The following is a 21,494-nucleotide window of genomic DNA, read 5'->3' on the forward strand; positions in this document are numbered from 1 at the left end:
ATCCCGCTAGGGTTTATATTGAGCGTAGTCGAAATGCTATATCTTTCGTCTTTTCGCTCAATAAGCATTGTAGATTATGCTAAATAAAACAAAAAAGAAATTTTATTATAAAACATTAAAAGTTAAATGTTTTTAATTAAAAAATGGCATTTGTTTTATCCAGATTGACTCTAAACAAGAAGTTTCAATCATTGAAAATTTACACTTTCAACACATTAAAACCCGCCGCTCGACCGACTGCATTGGAGCCAAACCTATTTTTGAGATAATCCATGCTTTGATAGAGGTTGATTAGCTCTTCGGTGTCTTCAAATAAATCCATTTGATGTTGACCGTGAACAAGATTCGTAAATCGGAGTCCGACCAATCGCAAACGCATTCTTCGGGTATATAATTTCTCGAAAAGATCCAACGCAACTCGCGACAAAGTATGATCTACAGCCGTATAAGCAACTCTGCACTGCTTGGTTTCGGTGTCGAAATTGGCATATCGAATTTTTAAAGTTACTGTGGAAGTCAACCATTTTTCTTTCCGAAGTTGATACGCTAGTTGCTCCGCCATTCCAGCAATCAAACCTTTTAGAGCGACAATATCCATGGTATCGTTGGTGAATGTTCGTTCTGTGGAAATCGATTTTCTTTCAGAATAAGGAATGACGGGATTTTCATCAATTCCGTTGGCTTTTTTCCAAAGTTCGGTACCGTTTTTACCAATCATCTGTTGAAGCATATGAACAGGCATTTCCGACAAAGTTTGTATCGTTCTAATCCCGATTCTTGATAATAATTGAAACGTAACATTTCCCACCATCGGAATTTTCTTGATGGATAGCGGATTTAAAAATGGTTTCACAAGCGCTTCTTTAATCTCCAATTTCCCTAAAGGTTTGGCTTCACCAGTCCCAATTTTAGAAACGGTTTTGTTCGTAGATAATGCAAAACTGATGGGCAAACCAGCTTCTTTTTTTACCGCTTCAGCAATTTCTGTCGTCCATTGATAGCACCCGAAAAACTTGTCCATTCCAGATAAATCGAGATAAAATTCATCAATACTCGCTTTCTCCATCACAGGAACTTTTTCTTGAATAATTTCGGTTACAAGATGTGATAAATTAGAGTACAATTCGTGATCGCCACGGATAATTTTTGCATCGGGACACAGCTTCAGTGCCATACGAATGGGCATCGCAGAACGAACCCCAAATTTACGCGCTTCGTAAGAGCAAGACGCCACCACACCACGATCGCCACCGCCGATTATCAAAGGGATACCATTAAGTTCAGAATTGTTCCGTCTCTCGCATGATACAAAAAAAGTGTCCAAATCCATATGTACAATTGCACGATCCATTTTACAAAATTAGTATGTTTTATATCAATAAATGAAATATTTAACGATACAAATTGTAACAATATTGATTTTGTCCGATAGCATGCACTTTTTGAGAAGTCAACAAGAAATTTCGCAGCAAAAAGTAGCCGATTCGTTGCTCATTACCCGTGTTCGATATGCAAAATATGAAGATTTTATTCAGGCTGTGATGAATATTTTTAAAATTATGTAAAGTATTTATTCTTGAAATTGGATAAAAGTTGTAATTGATTAAAGCTCTTATAAAAACTCTAAGTTTAGATTTAATTATTTTAAAACATATTCATTTATTTAAAACAAATACAAAATAAGAATGATTTTTGCATCGATATTTAGTACATCAAAACTTTATATTATGAAAAATCTAAAAAATAAACCTCCAATATTTGTTATTGTTTTGTTTGTAGTTATTGTATTAATGATAATTGGATACTTTGCGATAGCCGCACTTTTCCCAGATATCTTTAACAATCTTAACGAAACCAATCAAATCAATAAATAAATTACAAAGCCTATTTGTTTAAAAATAGGCTTTTTTATTTTTAAAATGTGAGATTAGAAATAGATAATAGTTTTATCACTATTCATTTAGATAATGTCATTGATTTCATGATGGATATTCAATTCTATTAATTTACAATTTTTCTTGTCAAAATAGAGTTCTCAAACCTTGATTTTTATCACTCAAAAGTCCTATTCATCGACTATTAAATATTTTTTCTTCAATTAACATCCATATTTCTTTGTATTTCTACATACAATCATTTAATACATATTAAAAAAACACAAAAAAGTTAAATTTAATGCAAAAACAATAAAAACTAACAACTGTTAGGATTTTTATCATATCAAAATATTTTAACACAAAATACAATGTTTATAAATTTGTAATACAAAATAACGAAAGATTATTCAATAATAAATATATAAACTTAAAGATATGAAAACTACTTACAAGAAAATTGGAATTTTAGTTGGAGCATTAATGTTTGGGCTTTCTATCAATTTAGTAAATGCACAAAAAATAAGTCAACAATCTTCAAATGTAAAAATAGATGGCACTTCGACTTTGCATAAATGGGATATGACTTCCACTCAATCGACCTTTTCAGGCGATGTTAAAGGCAACAAAATCGAAGATGTAAAATTTGTACTGAAAGCAACTAGCCTAAAAAGTAAAGATTCTTCTTTAGACAAAAACGCCTACAAGGCACTTAATACAGACAAATATCCTGACATTGTCTTTACAACAAGTAGTTTACCAACTAGCGGAAGTGCAACCGTGCAAGGTAATATGACCATCAGCAATGTCACCAAAAATATTAGCATTCCTGTTAATGTTACTAAAAGTGGGAATTCTTACAACATTAAAGGAAGTACAAAATTGAAAATGACAACTTTCGGGATTAAACCTCCTAGTGTGATGATGGGAACTATAAAATCGGGCGATGAGATCAATATCAATTTCAATATTAGTACAAAATAAGAACTAAGTCAACACATTTTTTAACAATATTAAATAAGAAACTATGAAATTAAATATACTTAAAACAACAGCTTTAGCAGCCATTTTCTTCAGTGGATTAGGACATGCGCAAGAACAAAAATTTGATAACTTTTCACCAAGAGATCAACATGGCGTTAACCAATTCGAAAGTCCAAAAGACTCTGTGACAACGTTTGAAAAACTAAAGGTAAGAGTTGGCGGTGCCTTCGCACTACAATTCCAAGGGGTTAAACATGAGAGCGGTGCAGATCAAAATAATCCAGCTACAAAATTGTATAACATCGGGAACAACTTTAACTTACCAACAGCCAATTTGGATATCGATGTTGCTTTATATGATGGTGTTAATTTGCACTTGAGAACGTTCTTGTCGTCTCGCCACCACAACGAAACTTATGTAAAAGGTGGTTATTTACAAATTGACAAATTAGACTTTATTAAAAAGGATTTTCTTGGAGATTTTATGAAATATGCAACTATTAAAGTTGGACAAGATGAGATCAATTACGGTGATGCGCATTTTAGAAGAAGTGACAACGCATACACAATCCGAAATCCATTTGTAGGAAATTATCTAATGGACGCCTATGCAACAATGGTTTTTGCAGAAGTTTATTATCAAAGAAATGGCTTTTTAGGAATGGCGGGTGTTACCAACGGGCGACTTAACCAAAATGCTACAGGCGGAACAAGTCCTTCTGTCTACGCAAAAATTGGTTATGACAAGCAAGTTAACAATGATCTTAGAGTTCGTTTGACAGGTTCGGTTTACAATGCGGCGCAAACACAGAGATTAGATTTCTATGACGGTGACAGAGCTGGATCTAGATATTATTATGTGATGGAAAATGCCGCGGCTACATCTTCTGCTAATTTCAGATCTGGACAGGTTATCCCAGATTTTAAGAACAAAGTAACTAGCGTCATGATTAACCCTTTTGTTAAATACCAAGGTTTAGAATTCTTCGGAATCTTTGAAAATGCTTCTGGAAGAAACTTTACAGAGGTTGACAGAAGAACATGGAACCAATACGGCGCAGAACTTTTGTATCGATTCGGAAACAACGAGAACCTTTATGTGGGCGGTCGTTACAACATGGTTAAAGGTGAAATGGCAGACAAAAGCAACGTAGAAGTTAAAAGATACAACGTTGGTGGTGGCTGGTTTATGACTAAAAATATCATGGCGAAAGCAGAATATGTTAATCAAAAATACGATGGATATTCTCCAGCAAATATTTTGTACGACGGAAAATTCAATGGCGTAGTCCTAGAAGCGGCTATTTCATTCTAAATAATTGATAGTTAATATTGTTTGTGTTAGAGGGAAGATTATTTCTCGGACATCTTCCCTCTTTTAATTTTTATTAAAATGAAACGCTTATACATTTTTTCTTTTGCTGTTTTTGGTGCTTTGATGATGTTTGGACAGCAAAATTTTATTGAAATAAATGGCAAAACCAACATCAATAGCTTCAAATGTGTTAATGATATTTCTAATGATAGCAATAGCATCAATTTTAGCAAAGCACAACTTCCCGAACTCGAAATTAAAGTCAATGGATTCGATTGTAAAAACCGAGTGATGACCAACGATTTCAAAAAGACACTTTCTGAGAAGCAATATCCGACTATGTATGTTAAGTTTTTGAACTTTTCTAAAACCAGTAACAATCAATATTTAGCGAATGTTGAAGTCAAAATAATGAACAAAACTCAGAAGTATCAAATTAATTTTTCAAACCAAAATGGGAGGTTAAACGGCAAAAGAAATGTAAAATTCAGTGACTTCCAAATCACACCTCCAAAGAAGATGGGCGGCGTTGTGGTTGTCAAAGACGAGTTGTCATTGCAATTTTGTTTAGATGCCAAAATCTAGTAAAAGCACACTTTATATAAATTCTACGTTTTTTTATTTGGGGTTGTCGAAAGGCAACTCCTTTTTGTTTGAAATGATAATTTTTTATTTAAAACTTTGTTGCTTTGAGTGGCACAACATGGTCATATAAGCAAAAAAAATAACTGAAATTACAACTTATATAAGTAAAGTTATATTGTATAAGACTTGCTCTTATTCTTTAATGTTTTTTATCTGATGTACTATCTTATCTTACTTTTTTCCATAACTTTGATTTTAAGATTTTTTAAGATTTTTGATGAAAATGTTTTACAATTTTGGGTATCTGTTGCTTTGTTTAAATACTTTGTTAGTTAGTTTTCTAAGGGACTAAAAACATGAAAAAAATTTGTAAAGAATAGGTTAGTAAAAAAAGTTCTCGATACGCTTCGCTACTCGAACTGACGCAATATCTAACTTTATTAATAAAGCGATATATATTGTGGTTTTCGGGTTTTCGGTTTAATGTTTTACGTCACGAATCTCGAATCTCGAATCTCAAATTTCAAACCTCAAATCCTCCCATGTTCATCAACTGTCATTCATATCACAGCCTGCGTTACGGCACTTTATCCATCGACGATTTGGTGGAGCAAGCGGCATATTTTGGTTTAAAAGAATTGGTGTTAACCGACATTAATACCGTAACGGGAATCTACGATTTCAAGAAGAAATGTGAGGAAAATGGTATTAAACCTATCGTTGGTGTAGAAATCAGAAAAGATAATAAATTACTGTACATCTGCATTGCAAAGGAGTTTTCAGGGATTGGTGAAATCAATAAAATGTTGACCAATTATAATTGTCACGACATCGATTTACCAATACAAAATCCAGATTTCAAGCAGGTTTTTGTAGTTTATCCTTTAGAAAATATCCCCGAAAAACTTTTAGAAAACGAGTTTATTGGCATTCGAGAAGAAGAACTCAATTTTTTAATCCGCCCTGAATTAAAGGATTTACAACACAAAATGCTCGTTTGGCAGCCTGTGACGGTGAGTTCGCAAAAAGAATTCAATCTTCATAAGATTTTACGTGCTATTGAACTTAATACGTTAATTGCAAAACTCAATGATAAGGATTGTTGTAAAGCTAACGAGCGTTTCAAAGCTTTATCACAGCTAAAAGATGAATTTAAATTTCATCCTCAATTAATAGAGAATACCGAAAATTTAGTGAAACAATGCAGTTTTGAGTTTGATTTTGAAAAGGTTAAGAACAAAAGTTCCTATACAAAATCCAAGAAAGAAGATGTAGAACTTCTTAAAAAACTAGCCTATTCTGGTTTGGAAAAACGCTATGGGTTGAACCATGAAGTCGCCAAAAAAAGAGTTGAAAAAGAGCTGAAAGTTATCGATGAACTTAATTTTTGTGCTTATTTTCTCATCACTTGGGATATTGTTCAGTATAGTAATAAGATGGGTTTTATGCATGTTGGACGCGGAAGTGGCGCCAACTCTATCGTCAGTTATTGTTTGGGAATCACGGATATTTGTCCGCTCGAATTGGATTTGTATTTTGAGCGATTTTTAAATTTAAACCGAAAATCTCCGCCCGATTTCGATATCGATTGGAGTTGGCAAGATCGGGATACGATTTTAGAATATATTTTTAATCGTTATGGTCGCGATCATGTTGCTTTTTGCGGAACGAATGTAGAGTTTAAATACCGCTCGATTTTTCGGGAAGTGGGGAAAGCATTTGGTTTGCCCAAAGAAGAACTCGATGCATTGGCGAAAAATCCAATGGCGACGCATGATAAAAATGATGTGGTGAAAATGGTTCATAAATATGGATTATTGCTGGAAAAATTCCCGAACCAGCGCAGTATGCACGCTTGTGGAATTTTGATTTCCGAGGAGCCGATTACGAATTTCACCGCGTTGGAAATGCCGCCGAAAGGTTTTCCGATTGTTCAGTTTGACATGAATGTTGCCGAAGATATTAAGCTCGAAAAACTCGATATTTTGTCGCAACGTGGCTTAGGAACGATTAATGACACTGTAAAACTCATTAAAGAAATCCGCGGAATCGACGTTGATATTCGCGACACGAGTTTATCTAAAGATGAAGCAAAAACCAACGAATATTTGCAGATTGGAAAAACCATCGGCTGTTTTTACATCGAATCTCCTGCGATGCGTGGTTTGCTGCGCCGTTTGAAGTGCAATAATTACAAGGTTTTGGTTGCGGCTTCCTCCATTATTCGTCCTGGTGTGGCGCAAAGTGGAATGATGCGGGAGTATATTTTTCGACATAATAATCCCGATAAGTTTGAGTTTTTTCATCCCGAATTTGAAAAGCATTTAAAGGAAACCTACGGAATCATGGTCTATCAGGAAGATGTGATTAAAATTGCACAGTATTTTGGAGGTTTAACTTTGGCGGACGGCGATATTCTGCGAAGAGCGATGAGTGGCAAAAGTCGTTCTATCCAAAAACTTCAAGAAGTAAAAAATAATTTTTTCAAATCTTGTAAAGAAAAAGGGCATTCCGAAAAACTGACTGCAGAAGCCTATCGACAGATAGAATCTTTTGCAGGATATTCGTTTTGTAAGGCGCATTCCGCGTCGTATGCGGTCGAAAGTTATCAAAGTTTGTATCTTAAAGTTTATTATCCGCTGGAATTTATGGTTTCGGTGATTAACAATCAAGGAGGTTTTTACCGTACCGAAGTTTATGTTCACGAAGCTAAAATGTCGGGTGGAATCATTAGAAATCCTTGTGTTAATACGAGTTGTTTTCAAACGGTTTTAAAAGGAAAAGAAATTTATTTAGGTTTTATGCTTTTAGATGGGCTAGAATCTAAAATTGCACATGGAATTGCCGAAGAACGCAATAAAAATGGAGATTTTAAATCTTTACACGATTTTATTCGTTGAATTCCCGTTGGTTTGGAAACGATACAAATCCTAATTTTTATTGATGCTTTCAGGTTTACAGGAAAACAAAAAAACGAATTGCTCGTCGAGGCGAGATTGCTTTTAGTCAATTTTAAACCAGAAAATAGAGGTTTGATGCTTATTGAAGAACCAATCCAAGAATATCGGCTTCCACAACTGAAAAGAGAGCCTTTTGAAGATGCTTTTGATGAATTCGAATTGATTGGTTTTACCGTTTCTTGTACACCTTTTGACTTGTTGCAAACCAAATTTCGAGGTGATATTTTTGTGAAAGATTTACTTCAAAATCATAAAAAACAAGTGCGAATGTTGGCATATCTTATTTCGCGAAAACACGTTCCCACAAAGAAAGGAACGATGTATTTCGGAACTTGGATTGACGTAAATGGTGATTATTTCGATACCGCGCATTTTCCTGATAGTTTAAAAGAATACGATTTTCAAGGTGGCGGTTGTTATTTACTTTTGGGAACTGTGGAAGTCGATTTTCATTTTCCGACGATTACAATTCACAAAATGGCGAAAATGCCGATGATTCCTGATCCGCGCTATCATTCCACAGAAGAAAAGCGCTTTGAAGTTCTGCAAAATCTAAAAGAAGACATCAGCATGACGCACCGAAAACCGTACCCACAAGAGCACGAAATTGGCTTGCCGAGACAGAGGTTCGAAAAATAATAATTGTTTGTTAAGATTTGTTTTGGGCATTGCGAACTCTATATTTCAAAGTAGCAATAAAATCAAATTTTATTCTTTTACCTTTGTCTTTTATTTTATCAATGGCAGCAGTACTTATCATCGACGACGAAGAAAAAATCAGAACTTTATTAGCCCGAATTTTGGGTCTTGAAGATTTTGATGTTATCACTGTTTCTAATCTGAAAGCAGCCTCCAAGCGTTTAGAACTAGAAGATATTGATGTTGTGGTTTGCGATGTCAAATTGCCGGACGGCAGCGGCGTCGATTTTTCTAAATTGGTAAAAAGCCAATATCCAGCGATTGAAGTTATTTTGTTGACCGCGTTTGGAAACATTCCAGACGGTGTCCAAGCGATTAAAAATGGTGCATTCGACTATATTACTAAAGGCGATGACAATAACAAAATTATTCCATTGGTTTACAAAGCTGCCGAAAAAGTTAAGCTCAATCGTCGCGTTCTTCAACTTGAAAAACAGTTAGGAAATCAACAATCATTTGACAGTATTGTTGGCGATTCGAAGTCGCTGAAGTTGGCAATAGATTCAGCAAAGAAAGTCGCAACAACGGACGCAACAGTTTTGTTGACTGGCGAAACAGGAACGGGAAAAGAAGTTTTTGCACAAGCCATTCATAATGCTAGTTTACGAAGTAAGCAGAATTTTATTGCGGTCAATTGTTCGGCGTTTAGCAAAGAACTTTTAGAAAATGAATTGTTTGGACACAAAGCTGGTGCTTTTACTGGCGCAACTAAAGATGCAAAAGGTATTTTTGAAGAAGCCAATAACGGAACGGTTTTCCTTGACGAGATTGGTGAAATGCCGCTCGATTTACAAGCCAAATTATTGCGAGTTCTAGAATCTGGCGAGTTTTTGAAAGTCGGTGATACCAAACCAATAAAGGTGAATGTACGGATTATTGCAGCGACCAATCGCAACTTGCAACAAGAAATTGATGCTGCTAATTTCCGAGAAGATTTGTTTTACAGGATTGCGGTTTTCCAAATTTCGTTGCCGTCTTTACGCGACCGAGTTGCCGATATTCCTGCATTAGCACGGTTTTTCTTATCTAAATTTTCCGTTAAATCTTCCAAACATATTGCGTCGATTTCACCAGAATATTTGGAGGCTTTGCAAAAACACAACTGGAAGGGTAATATACGTGAGCTTCGCAATATCATCGAACGAAGTGTTATTTTAACCGACGGTTCCGAACTTTTGTTAGAAAGCCTTCCTTTGGATTTCATTGTTAATTCGGCTTCTGCTAAGGATAATGATTTGTCTGAGTTTTCGATGGCGAATATAGAAAAGCAACATATCCAAAAGATTTTGAAATTTACCAAAGGTAACAAAGCCGAAGCGGCGCGCCTCATGGAAATCGGAATTGCAACTTTGTACCGAAAAATAGAAGAGTACCAACTCTAAAAAATAGTATCGTTTTGAGAAGAAGCCTATCATTTTGATAGGCTTTTTTTGTGTTTGGAATTAAGCTTTTATTTGATAATGCTTTGATAATTAATATTTTAAATATTTTATTTCTAAAATGGATTATGTTTTGGCATTAGTGTTTTCGAACAAATAAAATAAATATATGAGAACAAAAGCTCAAAAAATTCATTTAGTAAGACGAACACAGTTTCATCATTACGGTATAAAACCCAAACATATTGTTTTGGGAATTGCAATCTTCGGATTTGTCGCATGTGCCATCGCTCAATTTTTATCATGATTAAATTTTCCACTCATGCTTACAATTATTCTAGTCCTTGCAGGAATTATGTGTTTTGCAATTTTTTATAAAGCCATTGACTTTTTCGAAAAAATGTAATTACAGATCAAAATTCAAAATTTATAAAAATGACATTACTATTTATTATCGCAATCATGGTGTTTATCTACATCATCTATGTATTGCTAAAACCGGAAAAATTCTAAAAAATGAAACCCGAAATCAAAAAGCAAATTCACAATTTTTTTATTGTATTAATGATGTGGGCATTTGTTGTTGCCATAATATACTTGGCTTTGATTCGGCTAAAGCAGATTTAATAATTCTATAAAATATTTTTTTCAGAAATGAATACAGAAATACTAGGCGTTATAGCCATGTTTACGCTAACAATGCTGCTGGCTTTTCCGCTAGGGAAATACATTGCCAGAGTATATGGCGGAGAAAGTAAAAGTGGAAATCGGATTTTCGGTCCACTAGAAAAACTAATTTTTAAAGTTGCAGGTGTTAATCCTAATGCAGAAATGACGTGGCAAAAACACCTTCAAGCCTTAATAACAATCAATTTGGTTTGGTTTCTATTAGGTATGGTTATTTTGATGACACAAGGTAGCTTGCCTCTTAATCCTGATCATAATCCTAGCATGTCTGCAGATTTAGCATTTAATACAATTATCTCTTTCATGGTTAACTGTAATCTTCAGCATTATTCTGGAGAAACGGGCATGTCGTATTTGGGACAAATGTGGTTGATGTTTTTACAATTCGTAAGTGCGGGTGTTGGTATGGCTGCTGCTGCAGTTGTTTTCCGCGCATTTAGAGACAAAACAACAACGCAACTCGGTAATTTTTACAACTTCTTTGTGAAATCTTGTACACGTATTCTTTTACCAATGTCTATAGTTGTTGCAAGTATTTTGGCTTTCCAAGGTACACCAATGACTTTTGAAGGTAAAGACGCAATTGTTAATTTCCAAGGTGATAAAGTCGAAGTTTCTCGTGGTCCTGCTGCAGCTTTTATCGCTATTAAACATTTAGGAACCAATGGTGGAGGATTTTTCGGAGTTAATAGTATTCATCCTTTAGAAAACCCAACTTATATAAGTAATATGACGGAGATGATTGCGCAGTTCATAATTCCTGTGGCAATGGTTTTCGCTTTTGGATTCTTTATTAAACGTCGAAAATTGTCTTGGATGATCTATGGTGTAATGACTGTTGGTTTTCTTGCATTAGCTGTACCAAATATCATTACGGAGATGAATGGGAATCCAATGATTTCGTCCATGGGGATTGATAATGCACTAGGTGCGATGGAAGGTAAAGAATCCCGAATTGGTGCGGCGGCATCAGGCTTCTGGAGTATTGTAACGACAGTTATCTCGACAGGATCTATTAATGCAATGCAAGACAGTTCGATGCCTTTATCTGGGATGAATGAGCTGTTAGCAATGATGATTAATGCTTTCTACGGTGGCGTTGGTATTCTTAACTTTTTCGTCTTTATTATTTTGGCTGTTTTCATCAGCGGATTAATGGTAGGTAGAACGCCTGAATTTTTGGGTAAAAAAATTGAAGCGCGCGAAATGAAAATCGCTATGATGATAGCACTTTTACATCCTTTCTTAATTCTTGTTGGTACAGCTTTAACAGCGGCAATGCCAAGTGAAGGCGCAGCAACGCTTAATAATCCAGGTTTCCACGGATTTAGCGAAATGTTGTACGAATTTACTTCCGCATCAGCTAATAACGGAAGTGGTTTCGAAGGACTTGGTGATAACACGCCTTGGTGGAATATCTCGACAGGATTTGTATTAATCCTTAGCCGTTATCTTCCAATTATCGGTCCTGTTGCCATCGCTGGATTATTGGCTGAGAAACGCTTTATCCCAGAAAGTGCAGGTACTTTAAAAACCGACACCGCAACTTTTGGATTAATGGTTTTTGCCGTTATCATCATCATTGCAGCACTTGCATTTTTCCCATCACTTGCCTTGGGACCAATCGCTGAATATTTTTCTATAAAATAAATTTTAACAGAAAATGAAATCTCAAAATAAATCATTGTTTCAAAAAGATATGGTGCAAACAGCACTCGCAGAATCTTTTGTGAAACTAAACCCTAAAACAATGTTCCGTAATCCAATTATGTTTTTGGTAGAAATAGGGACAGTTATTATGCTCTGCGTTAGTATTTGGACGCTACTTGGCGAAAAATCACAAGGCAGTTTTGCATACAATTTTGCAGTTTTTTTAATCTTATTTGTGACTTTGCTTTTTGCAAATTTTGCTGAAGCTATCGCAGAAGCCAGAGGAAAAGCACAAGCGGATAGTCTTAGAAAAACAAGAGAAGAAACGCCCGCAAAAAAACTAAATATCGGAAACGGTGAATTTTCGCGTGAAAAATCTGATCAATATCCGATTACGGTTATCAACTCATCAACTTTAAAGAAAGGCGATATTTTCCTTTGCGAAGCGGGCGATATTATTCCTGCCGATGGCGAAATTATCGAAGGTTTGGCAACGATTGACGAAAGTGCCATTACTGGCGAAAGTGCGCCTGTCATTCGTGAGGCTGGCGGTGACAAAAGTAGTGTGACTGGCGGAACTAAAGTTTTGTCTGACCAAATTAAAGTGGTTGCAACAACCGAACAAGGCGAAAGTTTTTTGGACAAAATGATTGCATTGGTAGAAGGTGCAGCACGTCAAAAAACACCTAACGAAATTGCTTTAACAATCTTATTGGCTGGCTTTACATTAGTGTTTATCATCGTTACAGTAACGCTAAAACCTTTTGCAGATTACGCACAAGCGCCAATTACGATTGCAGCATTTATCTCATTATTTGTTTGTCTTATTCCGACAACGATTGGTGGATTGCTTTCTGCGATTGGGATTGCGGGGATGGACAGAGCTTTGCGTGCCAATGTTATTACTAAAAGTGGTAAAGCTGTAGAAACGGCTGGTGATATCGATGTTTTACTTTTGGATAAAACCGGAACGATCACGATCGGAAATCGTAAAGCGACTAACTTTTTTGCAGCACAAGGAGTAGAAAGTCAACATTTTCTAAATGTTATCGCTTTAAGTTCATTAACGGACGAAACGCCAGAAGGTAAGTCGATTGTGGAGTTGGCAGCACAACAGGACGAAGGACAATGGACAACGGACAGCGAGAAAATCGCGTATAACAACCGCGGAACAATGTTGAATTATGCCTTGTCTAAAATTCAATTTATAAAATTCACGGCAGAGACGAGAAGTTCTGGACTGGATTTCGAAAATCAAAGAATTAGAAAAGGTGCTTTTGATGCTATTAAAAATTTAGTGGAAAAAGCTGGAAATACAGTTCCAAAAGAGATTGCTGAAGAAGTAACCCGAATCTCGACTAACGGTGGAACGCCTTTAGTTTTGGCAGAAAATGAGAAAGTATTAGGCGTTATCGAACTTCAAGATATTATCAAGCCAGGCATCCAAGAGCGTTTCGAAAGACTTCGCAAAATGGGAATTAAAACCGTGATGGTTACTGGTGACAATCCCTTAACTGCGAAATATATTGCAGAGAAAGCTGGTGTAGACGACTTTATCGCAGAAGCAAAACCTGAGGATAAAATGAATTACATCAAAAAAGAACAATCCGAAGGAAGATTGGTAGCGATGATGGGCGACGGTACCAACGATGCACCAGCCTTGGCACAAGCTGATGTCGGCGTCGCGATGAACAGTGGAACGCAAGCAGCCAAAGAAGCCGGAAACATGGTCGATTTGGATAATGATCCAACGAAGTTGATCGAGATTGTAGAAATCGGAAAACAGCTTTTGATGACGCGTGGAACGCTGACCACATTTAGTATTGCGAATGATGTTGCCAAATATTTTGCCATTATTCCAGCGCTTTTTATTGCCGCAATTCCAGCTTTGCAAGGACTTAATATCATGCGATTGCATTCGCCAGAGTCAGCTATTCTTTCTGCGATTATTTTCAATGCGATTATTATCCCGATTTTAATTCCGTTGGCGTTGAAAGGTGTTGCATACAAACCAATTGGAGCTTCGGCTTTATTAAGAAGAAATCTATTTATCTACGGACTTGGTGGTATTATCGTCCCGTTTATAGGGATTAAAATCATCGATATTCTACTGTCATTCTTCTTTTAATCATTGACTTGTTTTTATTTAAAATTTAAAAAAATGAAAAATAATATATTACCAGCCTTGCGTATGAGTTTAGTTTTGATACTTGTTTTGGCTGTTGCTTATCCAGCTTTGATGTGGGGAATTGCCCAGTTGAGTCCTAACCAAGGAAAAGGTGAAATTGTAACTTATCAAGGCAAAAAATACTACTCGAATGTGGGACAAAAATTTGATAATGACAACTACTTTTGGTCGAGACCATCAGCTGTAGATTACAACGCAGCAGGTTCTGGCGCTAGTAACAAAGGCGCAACCAATCCAGAATATCTTAAAGAAGTAGAGGCGAGAATTGCGAATTTTCAGAAACACAATCCTGGTATTGCAAAACAAGAGATCCCAGTGGATATGATTACAGCGAGTGGATCAGGTCTAGATCCTCATATTTCTGTAAAAGCTGCAGAGGTACAAGCTAAAAGAATTGCAAGTCTTCGTCAACTTTCTGAAACTAAAGTTTTAGATCTAATAAAAACTGAAACCGAAAAACCTGCATTAGGACTTTTTGGACCAGAAAAAATTAATGTGTTGAAGCTCAATATTGCGCTAGATCAATTACACTAAAAAATGATTGACGGATGACTATTATTCGTCAATTTCTAAAGAATCCATATTTATTAATTTATATTTTGTTTTTCGGCAAGTTGTAAGGCTTGCCGGAAAATTTCTTCAAAACAATGAAAAAACTTTTCTTCGGCATTATGACATTATTTACTACAATGTCTTATGCACAAATCGATTCTTTGAAACAAGAATCTCCTTTAAAAATCAGTGGATATGCTGATATCTATTATAGCTACGATTTCGGAAATCCAAGTCATCACAATCGTCCCAATTTTATGTACGCATTTCAGCGTCATAATGAAGTTAATCTTAATATCGGTATGATAAAAGCGTCATATAACAAAGAGAATGTACGAGCTAACATCGCTTTGGGGACTGGTACTTACATGAATGCGAATTATGCTGCAGAGTCAGGTGTACTTAAAAATATATACGAAGCTAACATTGGAGTTAAGGTATCAAAATCCAAAGATATTTGGTTAGATGCTGGGGTTTTACCTTCTCATATCGGTTGGGAAAGTGCTATTGGAACCGATTGTTGGACTTTAACAAGAAGTATTGCTGCCGAAAATTCGCCTTATTTTGAGACTGGTGCGCGCGTATCTTACACCTCGGATAACGGCAAATTGTATCTTGCCGGATTGGTGCTTAATGGTTGGCAAAGGATCCAAAAAGTAGATGGCAATAACTCCATTTCCTTTGGTCATCAATTGACTTATAAATTCAATGATAAAATAAGTATTAATAGTAGCTCTTTCATTGGTAATGATAAAACAGATAGCCTTCGCCAGATGCGTTATTTTCATGACCTTTATGCCAATTTTCAATTAAACGAAAAATGGGCATTATTAGCTGGATTCGACATTGGTGTAGAACAGAAAGAAAAAGCTAGTAGCCAATATAATTGCTGGTATTCGCCTGTGATGATGGCGCATTTTACACCCAATGAAAAAAGCAGACTAAGTGCAAGGTTAGAATATTATAATGATAAAAATGGTGTGATGATTCCTACGGAAACTAAAAATGGATTTCAAACTTTTGGATATTCAATCAATTACGATTACAAAATCTTAGATAATGTAATGTGGCGTATTGAAGCCCGTGGCTTATCGTCGAAAGATAGAATTTTTGAAAAAGATAACCAGTTGGTTCCTAACAACTATTTTGTAACGACATCTCTGGCAGTCAGTTTTTAATGGAAATAATCGTTTTACTTAATTTTAAGTAACTTATACTATTCGATTAGAATTAAACATAACATGGAGGAAACACGCAAATCTGCAGAAGAATTTCTAGATCTCATTAAAAAATCTCGCCGTGGAAAATTCAAAATCTACATCGGGATGAGTGCTGGCGTTGGAAAAACCTACCGTATGCTTCAAGAGGCGCATAGTCTTTTAGCTAACAATATTGATGTCAAAATTGCGTACATCGAGACTCATAATCGTAAAGAAACCCATGCATTACTCGAAGGTCTTCCGATGATTGCGCGTCGCAAATTATTCTATAAAGGCAAAGAATTGGAAGAGTTGGATGTTGCAACGGTAATCAATATGCATCCCGAAGTGGTTATTGTTGATGAGTTGGCGCATACCAATATCGAAGGTAGCAAAAACGAAAAACGCTGGCAAGATGTGATGGATATTTTGGATGCTGGTATTAACGTGATAAGCGCGGTTAATATTCAACATATCGAAAGTCTTAATGAAGAAGTTCGGCAGATTACAGGTGTAGAGGTTAAAGAAAGAATTCCTGATAGTGTTTTAGCGCAGGCTGATGAGGTTGTTAATATCGATTTAACTGCCGAAGAGTTGATTAGTCGATTGACTCAGGGCAAGATTTATGATCAAACCAAAATTCAGTCTGCGTTAACTAACTTTTTTAAATCCGAACATATTCTGCAACTTCGCGAATTAGCGCTGAAAGAAGTCGCATCGCAAGTACAAAGAAAAGTTGAAACAGAAGTTGTACTACCAAAAAATACTAAGAAAGAAAAATTTTTGGCTTGTATAAGTTCCAACGAAAAAACCGCGAAAAATGTTATTAGAAAAACGGCTCGTTTAGCAAATTATTATAACAGCAAATGGTTTGTACTGTATGTGCAAATTCCGAAAGAAAGTGCTGACAAAATAGCTTTGGATAAGCAACGACATTTAATTAATAATTTTAAATTAGCGACAGAATTGGGCGCCGAAATTATAAAAGTGGAGGCTTCTAATGTAACCAAAAGTATTATCGAACAATGTGACCAGCGCAAGATTACAACTGTATGCATCGGGAAACCAAGGCTTAAACTTTGGAAAATCGTGTTGGCAACCGATACTTTTAATAGTCTTCTTAACCGTTTAGAAAAAGAAAAAATAGATTTGGTAATTCTTAGCTAATATACCACAGATACGCAATTTGAGATGAAAATAAAAACAAAATTAACCTTTGGTGTAGGTTTCCTTTTTTTGATGATTATTGTACTTTCTGTCGTTAGTGGATGGTACATCAATCAGTTAAAACGCGACACCAATAATATATTGATGGCCAATTACAATACCTTGTTGTATTCTCGTAATATGTTGCTGACTTTGGAAGATGTTAAGTCCGATCCAATGGCATTTTCGACCTTTCAAAAACACCTCCAGAAACAACAAAAAAATGTAACAGAACTTGGCGAAAAAGAAGCTACCGAAAATGTTGCTAGCCATTTTGAATTATTAAAAACAGAGCCAGAAAATCAGCAGATTATTTCCTCTATTAGGAAAGATATTGCAGAACTAATGCGGCTTAACATGGAAGCTATCGAACATAAAAGTAGCATCGCAGACACAACAGCGTACAATGCAATTACAGTCGTATCGGTGGTTGGGACTTTGTGTTTTCTTTTAGCATTTATTTTATTAATTAATTTACCAGCTAATATTGCAAATCCAATCCAAGAATTGTCGAACAGTATTAAGCAAATTGCAAATCAAAATTACAAAGAACGTGTCCATTTTGAGAGCCACAGCGAATTTGGAGAGTTAGCGCGATCTTTTAACATTATGGCAGAAAAAATTCAGGCTTATTCTGAAAGTAAACTCGATCGTATCATCAAAGGAAAACGTCGTATAGAAACACTTATCGACAATATGCACGATCCTGTCATCGGAATTGATGAACATAAAATCGTCCTTTTTGTAAATGATGAAGCCTTAAAAATTTCGGGTTTAAAAAAAGAACAACTTGTCGGAAAACAAATTCAGGATGTCGCTATTAATAACGATTTAATTCGTGAAATGATTAAAGAAATTATTGCTGGGACTCCTATTAATCCTAACGAAGAGCCGATGAAAATCTATGCAGATGCTAAAGAAAGTTATTTTGAAAAAGAAGTTATCGACATCAACATTATACCAACAGGAGAGAGCGATTCGCAGTTTATCGGTCAGGTTATTATGCTTAAAAATATTACGCCTTTCAAAGAATTAGATTTGGCTAAAACCAACTTTATGGGGACGGTTTCGCATGAGTTCAAAACGCCGATTTCTTCCATTAAAATGGGATTGCAACTTTTAGAAAATAATAGGATTGGCGAATTAAATTCTGAACAAAAAAATCTTGTTGACGGCATCAAAGAAGATACCGAACGTTTATTAAAAATTACATCTGAGTTGCTCAACATTACGCAAGTCGAAAGTGGTGTAATGCAACTGAATATCAAAAAATCCAGCGTTGCAGAAATTGTTGATTATGCGGTGATGGCAAATAAAGCGGCTGCCGAACAAAAGCAAATCGATATCCAAGTTAAGCTTTCCGATGATGCGGACTTTGTAACGGCAGACAGCGAAAAAACCTCGTGGGTTCTTAATAATCTTTTATCAAATGCGATACGTTATTCGCATGAAAATTCGAAAGTGACGGTTGAAGTTTATCCTGAAAATGACAAAATTTTGTTTGCTGTTAAAGATCAAGGTCGCGGCATCGAAAAGGAATATCAAGAGAAAATCTTCGATCGCTATTTCCGAATCCCAGGAACTCGAAAAGAAGGAACAGGTCTCGGACTTACCATCAGCAAACAATTTGTTGAAGCCCAAGGTGGAACAATCTTCGTAGAAAGTGAAATAGGTGAGGGCAGTCGTTTTTGGTTTAAATTAAATTCTTATACTTAGAACTTATAAAAGAGTTTTAAGTTTAAAAACAAAAAAAAGCAAACATTTAAAATGCTTGCTTTTAGTACTCGGAGTGGGAATCGAACCCACACTCCTAGGAACACGAGTTTGAGTCGTGCGCGTCTACCAATTCCGCCATCCGAGCGTTGTATTGAGGTGTGCAAATATACAAATATTTCGTTTTACTAAAAATGTTTTCCGTGTTTTTTTAATCTGGAGATTCTATTTGTTTGAAAATCAATTTCAAAAATTTAAAATTCTATTTCCAAACCATCATAAGCAGGTTGGATATGTGAAGGAAGTTCGGCTACCAAATCATCATGAAATCCTAAAAGATGAGAAATATGTGTCAAATATGTCATTTTTGGTTTTAATTCTTTCACTAATTCTAAAACTTCTGGTAAGATAAAATGCGAATGATGCGGTTGTTCCTTACGAAGACAGTTAATAATGAAAAAATCAAGATTTTTAAGCTTTTCTTTTTCGATATCAGAAATGTGACTAGCATCTGTTACATAAGCCATATTTCGAAGTTTGTAACCTAAAATAGGTAACGCAGAATGCATCACATCAATACTTGTAATCGCTTCTCCGAAAACTTCGAAATGCTCAGTCGCTCTTTCGATAGTAAATGATGGCGAACCTGGATACTTTTCTTCTGCAAAAGCATACGGAAATCGGAATTTAATTTCTTTACCAACGCGCTCTTGACAATAGAGTGGCATTTCCATTTTATTTTTAAAAATGAGAGGGCGTAGATCGTCCAATCCGATAACATGGTCATTATGTTCATGCGTTATAAGTACGGCGTCCACTTGTTCTTCGTGATTAGCAAGCATCTGTTGGCGAAAATCTGGACCGCAATCGATAAGGATTTTCTTGTCATTATCAAGTGTGATAATAACTGACGCGCGAAGGCGTTTATCCTTAGGATTTGTCGATAAACAGACAGGATGATGACTGCCTATAATAGGGATTCCTTGGGAAGTTCCGGTGCCTAAAAATTTAAGCCGCATTCGTTAGATTTGGATTTATTTTGGTAAATTTACAAAAAATTCTACATGTCTGTTATTCATCAAAAATTAACACCAAAACAAAAAGCTTTAGCAATTAATTTAGATAGTTCAATTTACGGAACTTTTGCGGAAATTGGAGCGGGACAAGAGACAGTAAGATATTTTTTCCGTGCTGGGGCGGCATCACAAACAATCGCAAAAGCCATGTCGGCTTACGATAAAGACTTTAGTGATGCTATTTATGGAAAAGAAACTAAAAACCGCTACGTAACCCAAAATCGTCTTCGCAAGATGCTTCGCTATGAAGTAGGCTTGGTGGAAGAGCGTATTTCTCGAGACAATAATCCAGGGAAAAAATTCTTTTCCTATGCTAACACTGTAACAACCATCAATTTTGATAAAACCATGAAAGGTCATGGTTGGGTGGGTATTCGTTATCAATTGTCAGAAAATGAAGACTATAACGAAATCGTTATCCATGTCAAATTTAATGACAATGATGCGACTTTGCAACAAGAGACTTTGGGTGCTTTGGGCGTTAACTTGATATACGGTGCATTTTATTATGCTGACAATCCGAGAAGATTGATCGATTCGCTTTATGACGAATTGTCGACAGACCGCGTGGAGATCGATATGATTGACTTTAGTGGACCATGTTTCGAATATGTTGATAATCGATTGATGAGTTTGCAATTGGTGAAAAAAGGCATGACTGATGCGGTTATTTTTAATTCTGAAGGTAACAATATGCTGCCAGCAGATATTCTGTACAAGAAAAATATTTTCGCAGTTAGAGGAAGCTTTAGACCAGTTACAAAAGTGAACATCGATATGTTTGTCAATGGACTCGATATGTTCCTAAAAGACGTTGGTTGTACCAATGAAGATACGCAAGTCCTTTTCGAAATTACCATCGCAAATCTACGTGCAGACGGCGATATTGACGAAAGAGATTTCCTTGATAGGGTGGATGTTTTGGCTAAGTTAGGTTATACGATTATGATTTCTAACTTTTCAGAATATTACAGAATGGTGGATTATTTCTCAGCCTATACCAATCAGAATATTGGTGTAGCGATGGGCGTTAACAACCTTTTGGATGTTTTTGATGAAGAGTATTACAAAAACTTATCAGGCGGAATTTTGGAAGCTTTTGGTAAATTTTTCAAAAAAGATATGCGTGTGTATCTTTATCCGTACAAAGATGCTACAACAGGCGATTTGCTTACTTCTGAGAATTTAAAAGTCCAGTCAAATCTAAAAGAACTTTACAAATATTTTAAACTAAATAAGAGAATTGTTGACATCAAAGATTACAATCCTCAGTTTTTAGAAATCTATTCGAGAGACGTTCTCAAAAAAATCAATTGTCACGAATGCGGCTGGGAAGAGCAGTTGCCAAAAGGTGTTGCCGAAATCATTAAAGACCGAGGAATGTTTGGTTACAAAGAGGTAAGTCTTATCGATTAATATTATTGAAA

At 35.7% G+C, this 21,494-nt stretch carries 16 protein-coding genes, 1 tRNA gene and 1 pseudogene; 15 read left to right on the plus strand and 3 right to left on the minus strand.

Going from position 1 to position 21,494, the window contains the following annotated elements; all coding sequences use genetic code 11:
- Positions 1 to 199 precede the first annotated feature (199 nt).
- Complete coding sequence (dinB, locus tag B5X62_RS08780) at positions 200 to 1,351, minus strand: DNA polymerase IV (protein ID WP_079667060.1); 1,152 nt, start codon at positions 1,349 to 1,351, stop codon at positions 200 to 202.
- A gap of 31 nt (positions 1,352 to 1,382) precedes the next feature.
- On the opposite strand from dinB, the gene B5X62_RS08785 reads away from it, so the two are divergent.
- The 14 genes and pseudogenes from B5X62_RS08785 (at position 1,383) to B5X62_RS08845 (ending at position 18,994) form a co-directional block, all read left to right on the plus strand.
- Positions 1,383 to 1,565 (plus strand): hypothetical protein, encoded by a 183-nt coding sequence (locus B5X62_RS08785; protein WP_079667061.1) that lies wholly within the window; start codon positions 1,383 to 1,385, stop codon positions 1,563 to 1,565.
- A 162-nt stretch (positions 1,566 to 1,727) separates the two neighbouring features.
- Positions 1,728 to 1,874, plus strand: a complete 147-nt coding sequence (locus tag B5X62_RS15520; protein ID WP_159447643.1) for a hypothetical protein — start codon at positions 1,728 to 1,730, stop codon at positions 1,872 to 1,874.
- A gap of 438 nt (positions 1,875 to 2,312) precedes the next feature.
- Positions 2,313 to 2,858, plus strand: coding sequence for a YceI family protein (locus B5X62_RS08790; protein WP_079667062.1), 546 nt, complete (start codon positions 2,313 to 2,315; stop codon positions 2,856 to 2,858).
- Positions 2,859 to 2,901: 43 nt separating this feature from the next.
- Positions 2,902 to 4,173 (plus strand): hypothetical protein, encoded by a 1,272-nt coding sequence (locus B5X62_RS08795; RefSeq protein WP_079667063.1) that lies wholly within the window; start codon positions 2,902 to 2,904, stop codon positions 4,171 to 4,173.
- Between the two features lie 78 nt (positions 4,174 to 4,251).
- Positions 4,252 to 4,758 carry a YceI family protein gene (locus tag B5X62_RS08800; protein ID WP_079667064.1) on the plus strand — a complete coding sequence of 169 codons (507 nt, stop codon included), beginning with the start codon at positions 4,252 to 4,254 and terminating at the stop codon, positions 4,756 to 4,758.
- Positions 4,759 to 5,300: 542 nt separating this feature from the next.
- Positions 5,301 to 8,357 (plus strand): annotated as a pseudogene (locus B5X62_RS08805) (DNA polymerase III subunit alpha).
- Between the two features lie 101 nt (positions 8,358 to 8,458).
- A complete protein-coding gene (locus B5X62_RS08810; RefSeq protein ID WP_079667065.1) occupies positions 8,459 to 9,799 on the plus strand; it encodes a sigma-54-dependent transcriptional regulator in 1,341 nt (446 codons plus the stop codon).
- Positions 9,800 to 10,231: 432 nt separating this feature from the next.
- On the plus strand, positions 10,232 to 10,309 hold the full coding sequence (locus B5X62_RS15755; protein ID WP_079667143.1) for a potassium-transporting ATPase subunit F: 78 nt from the start codon (positions 10,232 to 10,234) through the stop codon (positions 10,307 to 10,309).
- Positions 10,310 to 10,450: 141 nt separating this feature from the next.
- Positions 10,451 to 12,133, plus strand: a complete 1,683-nt coding sequence (gene kdpA, locus B5X62_RS08820) for a potassium-transporting ATPase subunit KdpA (RefSeq protein WP_079667066.1) — start codon at positions 10,451 to 10,453, stop codon at positions 12,131 to 12,133.
- 13 nt (positions 12,134 to 12,146) lie between these two features.
- Positions 12,147 to 14,261: a potassium-transporting ATPase subunit KdpB gene (gene kdpB, locus B5X62_RS08825; RefSeq protein WP_079667067.1), complete on the plus strand. Its 2,115-nt coding sequence runs from the start codon at positions 12,147 to 12,149 to the stop codon at positions 14,259 to 14,261.
- Between the two features lie 33 nt (positions 14,262 to 14,294).
- On the plus strand, positions 14,295 to 14,855 hold the full coding sequence (locus B5X62_RS08830; protein ID WP_079667068.1) for a K(+)-transporting ATPase subunit C: 561 nt from the start codon (positions 14,295 to 14,297) through the stop codon (positions 14,853 to 14,855).
- A 113-nt stretch (positions 14,856 to 14,968) separates the two neighbouring features.
- Positions 14,969 to 16,051 (plus strand): porin, encoded by a 1,083-nt coding sequence (locus B5X62_RS08835; protein ID WP_079667144.1) that lies wholly within the window; start codon positions 14,969 to 14,971, stop codon positions 16,049 to 16,051.
- Between the two features lie 63 nt (positions 16,052 to 16,114).
- The gene (locus tag B5X62_RS08840) at positions 16,115 to 17,239 is read left to right on the plus strand and encodes a histidine kinase (protein WP_079667069.1); all 1,125 of its coding nucleotides are present in this window, start codon (positions 16,115 to 16,117) and stop codon (positions 17,237 to 17,239) included.
- Positions 17,240 to 17,263: 24 nt separating this feature from the next.
- Complete coding sequence (locus tag B5X62_RS08845; RefSeq protein WP_079667070.1) at positions 17,264 to 18,994, plus strand: sensor histidine kinase; 1,731 nt, start codon at positions 17,264 to 17,266, stop codon at positions 18,992 to 18,994.
- A 65-nt stretch (positions 18,995 to 19,059) separates the two neighbouring features.
- Here B5X62_RS08845 and B5X62_RS08850 read toward each other — a convergent pair.
- Together B5X62_RS08850 and B5X62_RS08855 are read right to left on the minus strand one after the other, a co-directional pair.
- Positions 19,060 to 19,139 (minus strand) — tRNA-Leu (locus tag B5X62_RS08850).
- A gap of 106 nt (positions 19,140 to 19,245) precedes the next feature.
- On the minus strand, positions 19,246 to 20,010 hold the full coding sequence (locus B5X62_RS08855) for an MBL fold metallo-hydrolase (protein WP_079667071.1): 765 nt from the start codon (positions 20,008 to 20,010) through the stop codon (positions 19,246 to 19,248).
- Between the two features lie 45 nt (positions 20,011 to 20,055).
- Between B5X62_RS08855 and B5X62_RS08860 the strand changes: the two genes are divergently transcribed.
- A complete protein-coding gene (locus B5X62_RS08860) occupies positions 20,056 to 21,483 on the plus strand; it encodes a nicotinate-nucleotide adenylyltransferase (protein ID WP_079667072.1) in 1,428 nt (475 codons plus the stop codon).
- The last annotated feature ends 11 nt before the right edge of the window (positions 21,484 to 21,494 follow it).

Origin of the sequence: Soonwooa buanensis, assembly GCF_900167905.1 — a bacterium.
In the GTDB taxonomy this organism is placed as follows: Bacteria; Bacteroidota; Bacteroidia; order Flavobacteriales; family Weeksellaceae; genus Soonwooa; species Soonwooa buanensis.

Coding starts and splice junctions, on each gene's coding strand:
- dinB (WP_079667060.1), bottom strand. CDS start 1,351: ATGGATCGTGCAATTGTACATATGGATTTGGACACTTTTTTTGTATCA.
- B5X62_RS08785 (WP_079667061.1), top strand. CDS start 1,383: ATGAAATATTTAACGATACAAATTGTAACAATATTGATTTTGTCCGAT.
- B5X62_RS15520 (WP_159447643.1), top strand. CDS start 1,728: ATGAAAAATCTAAAAAATAAACCTCCAATATTTGTTATTGTTTTGTTT.
- B5X62_RS08790 (WP_079667062.1), top strand. CDS start 2,313: ATGAAAACTACTTACAAGAAAATTGGAATTTTAGTTGGAGCATTAATG.
- B5X62_RS08795 (WP_079667063.1), top strand. CDS start 2,902: ATGAAATTAAATATACTTAAAACAACAGCTTTAGCAGCCATTTTCTTC.
- B5X62_RS08800 (WP_079667064.1), top strand. CDS start 4,252: ATGAAACGCTTATACATTTTTTCTTTTGCTGTTTTTGGTGCTTTGATG.
- B5X62_RS08810 (WP_079667065.1), top strand. CDS start 8,459: ATGGCAGCAGTACTTATCATCGACGACGAAGAAAAAATCAGAACTTTA.
- B5X62_RS15755 (WP_079667143.1), top strand. CDS start 10,232: ATGACATTACTATTTATTATCGCAATCATGGTGTTTATCTACATCATC.
- kdpA (WP_079667066.1), top strand. CDS start 10,451: ATGAATACAGAAATACTAGGCGTTATAGCCATGTTTACGCTAACAATG.
- kdpB (WP_079667067.1), top strand. CDS start 12,147: ATGAAATCTCAAAATAAATCATTGTTTCAAAAAGATATGGTGCAAACA.
- B5X62_RS08830 (WP_079667068.1), top strand. CDS start 14,295: ATGAAAAATAATATATTACCAGCCTTGCGTATGAGTTTAGTTTTGATA.
- B5X62_RS08835 (WP_079667144.1), top strand. CDS start 14,969: ATGAAAAAACTTTTCTTCGGCATTATGACATTATTTACTACAATGTCT.
- B5X62_RS08840 (WP_079667069.1), top strand. CDS start 16,115: ATGGAGGAAACACGCAAATCTGCAGAAGAATTTCTAGATCTCATTAAA.
- B5X62_RS08845 (WP_079667070.1), top strand. CDS start 17,264: ATGAAAATAAAAACAAAATTAACCTTTGGTGTAGGTTTCCTTTTTTTG.
- B5X62_RS08855 (WP_079667071.1), bottom strand. CDS start 20,010: ATGCGGCTTAAATTTTTAGGCACCGGAACTTCCCAAGGAATCCCTATT.
- B5X62_RS08860 (WP_079667072.1), top strand. CDS start 20,056: ATGTCTGTTATTCATCAAAAATTAACACCAAAACAAAAAGCTTTAGCA.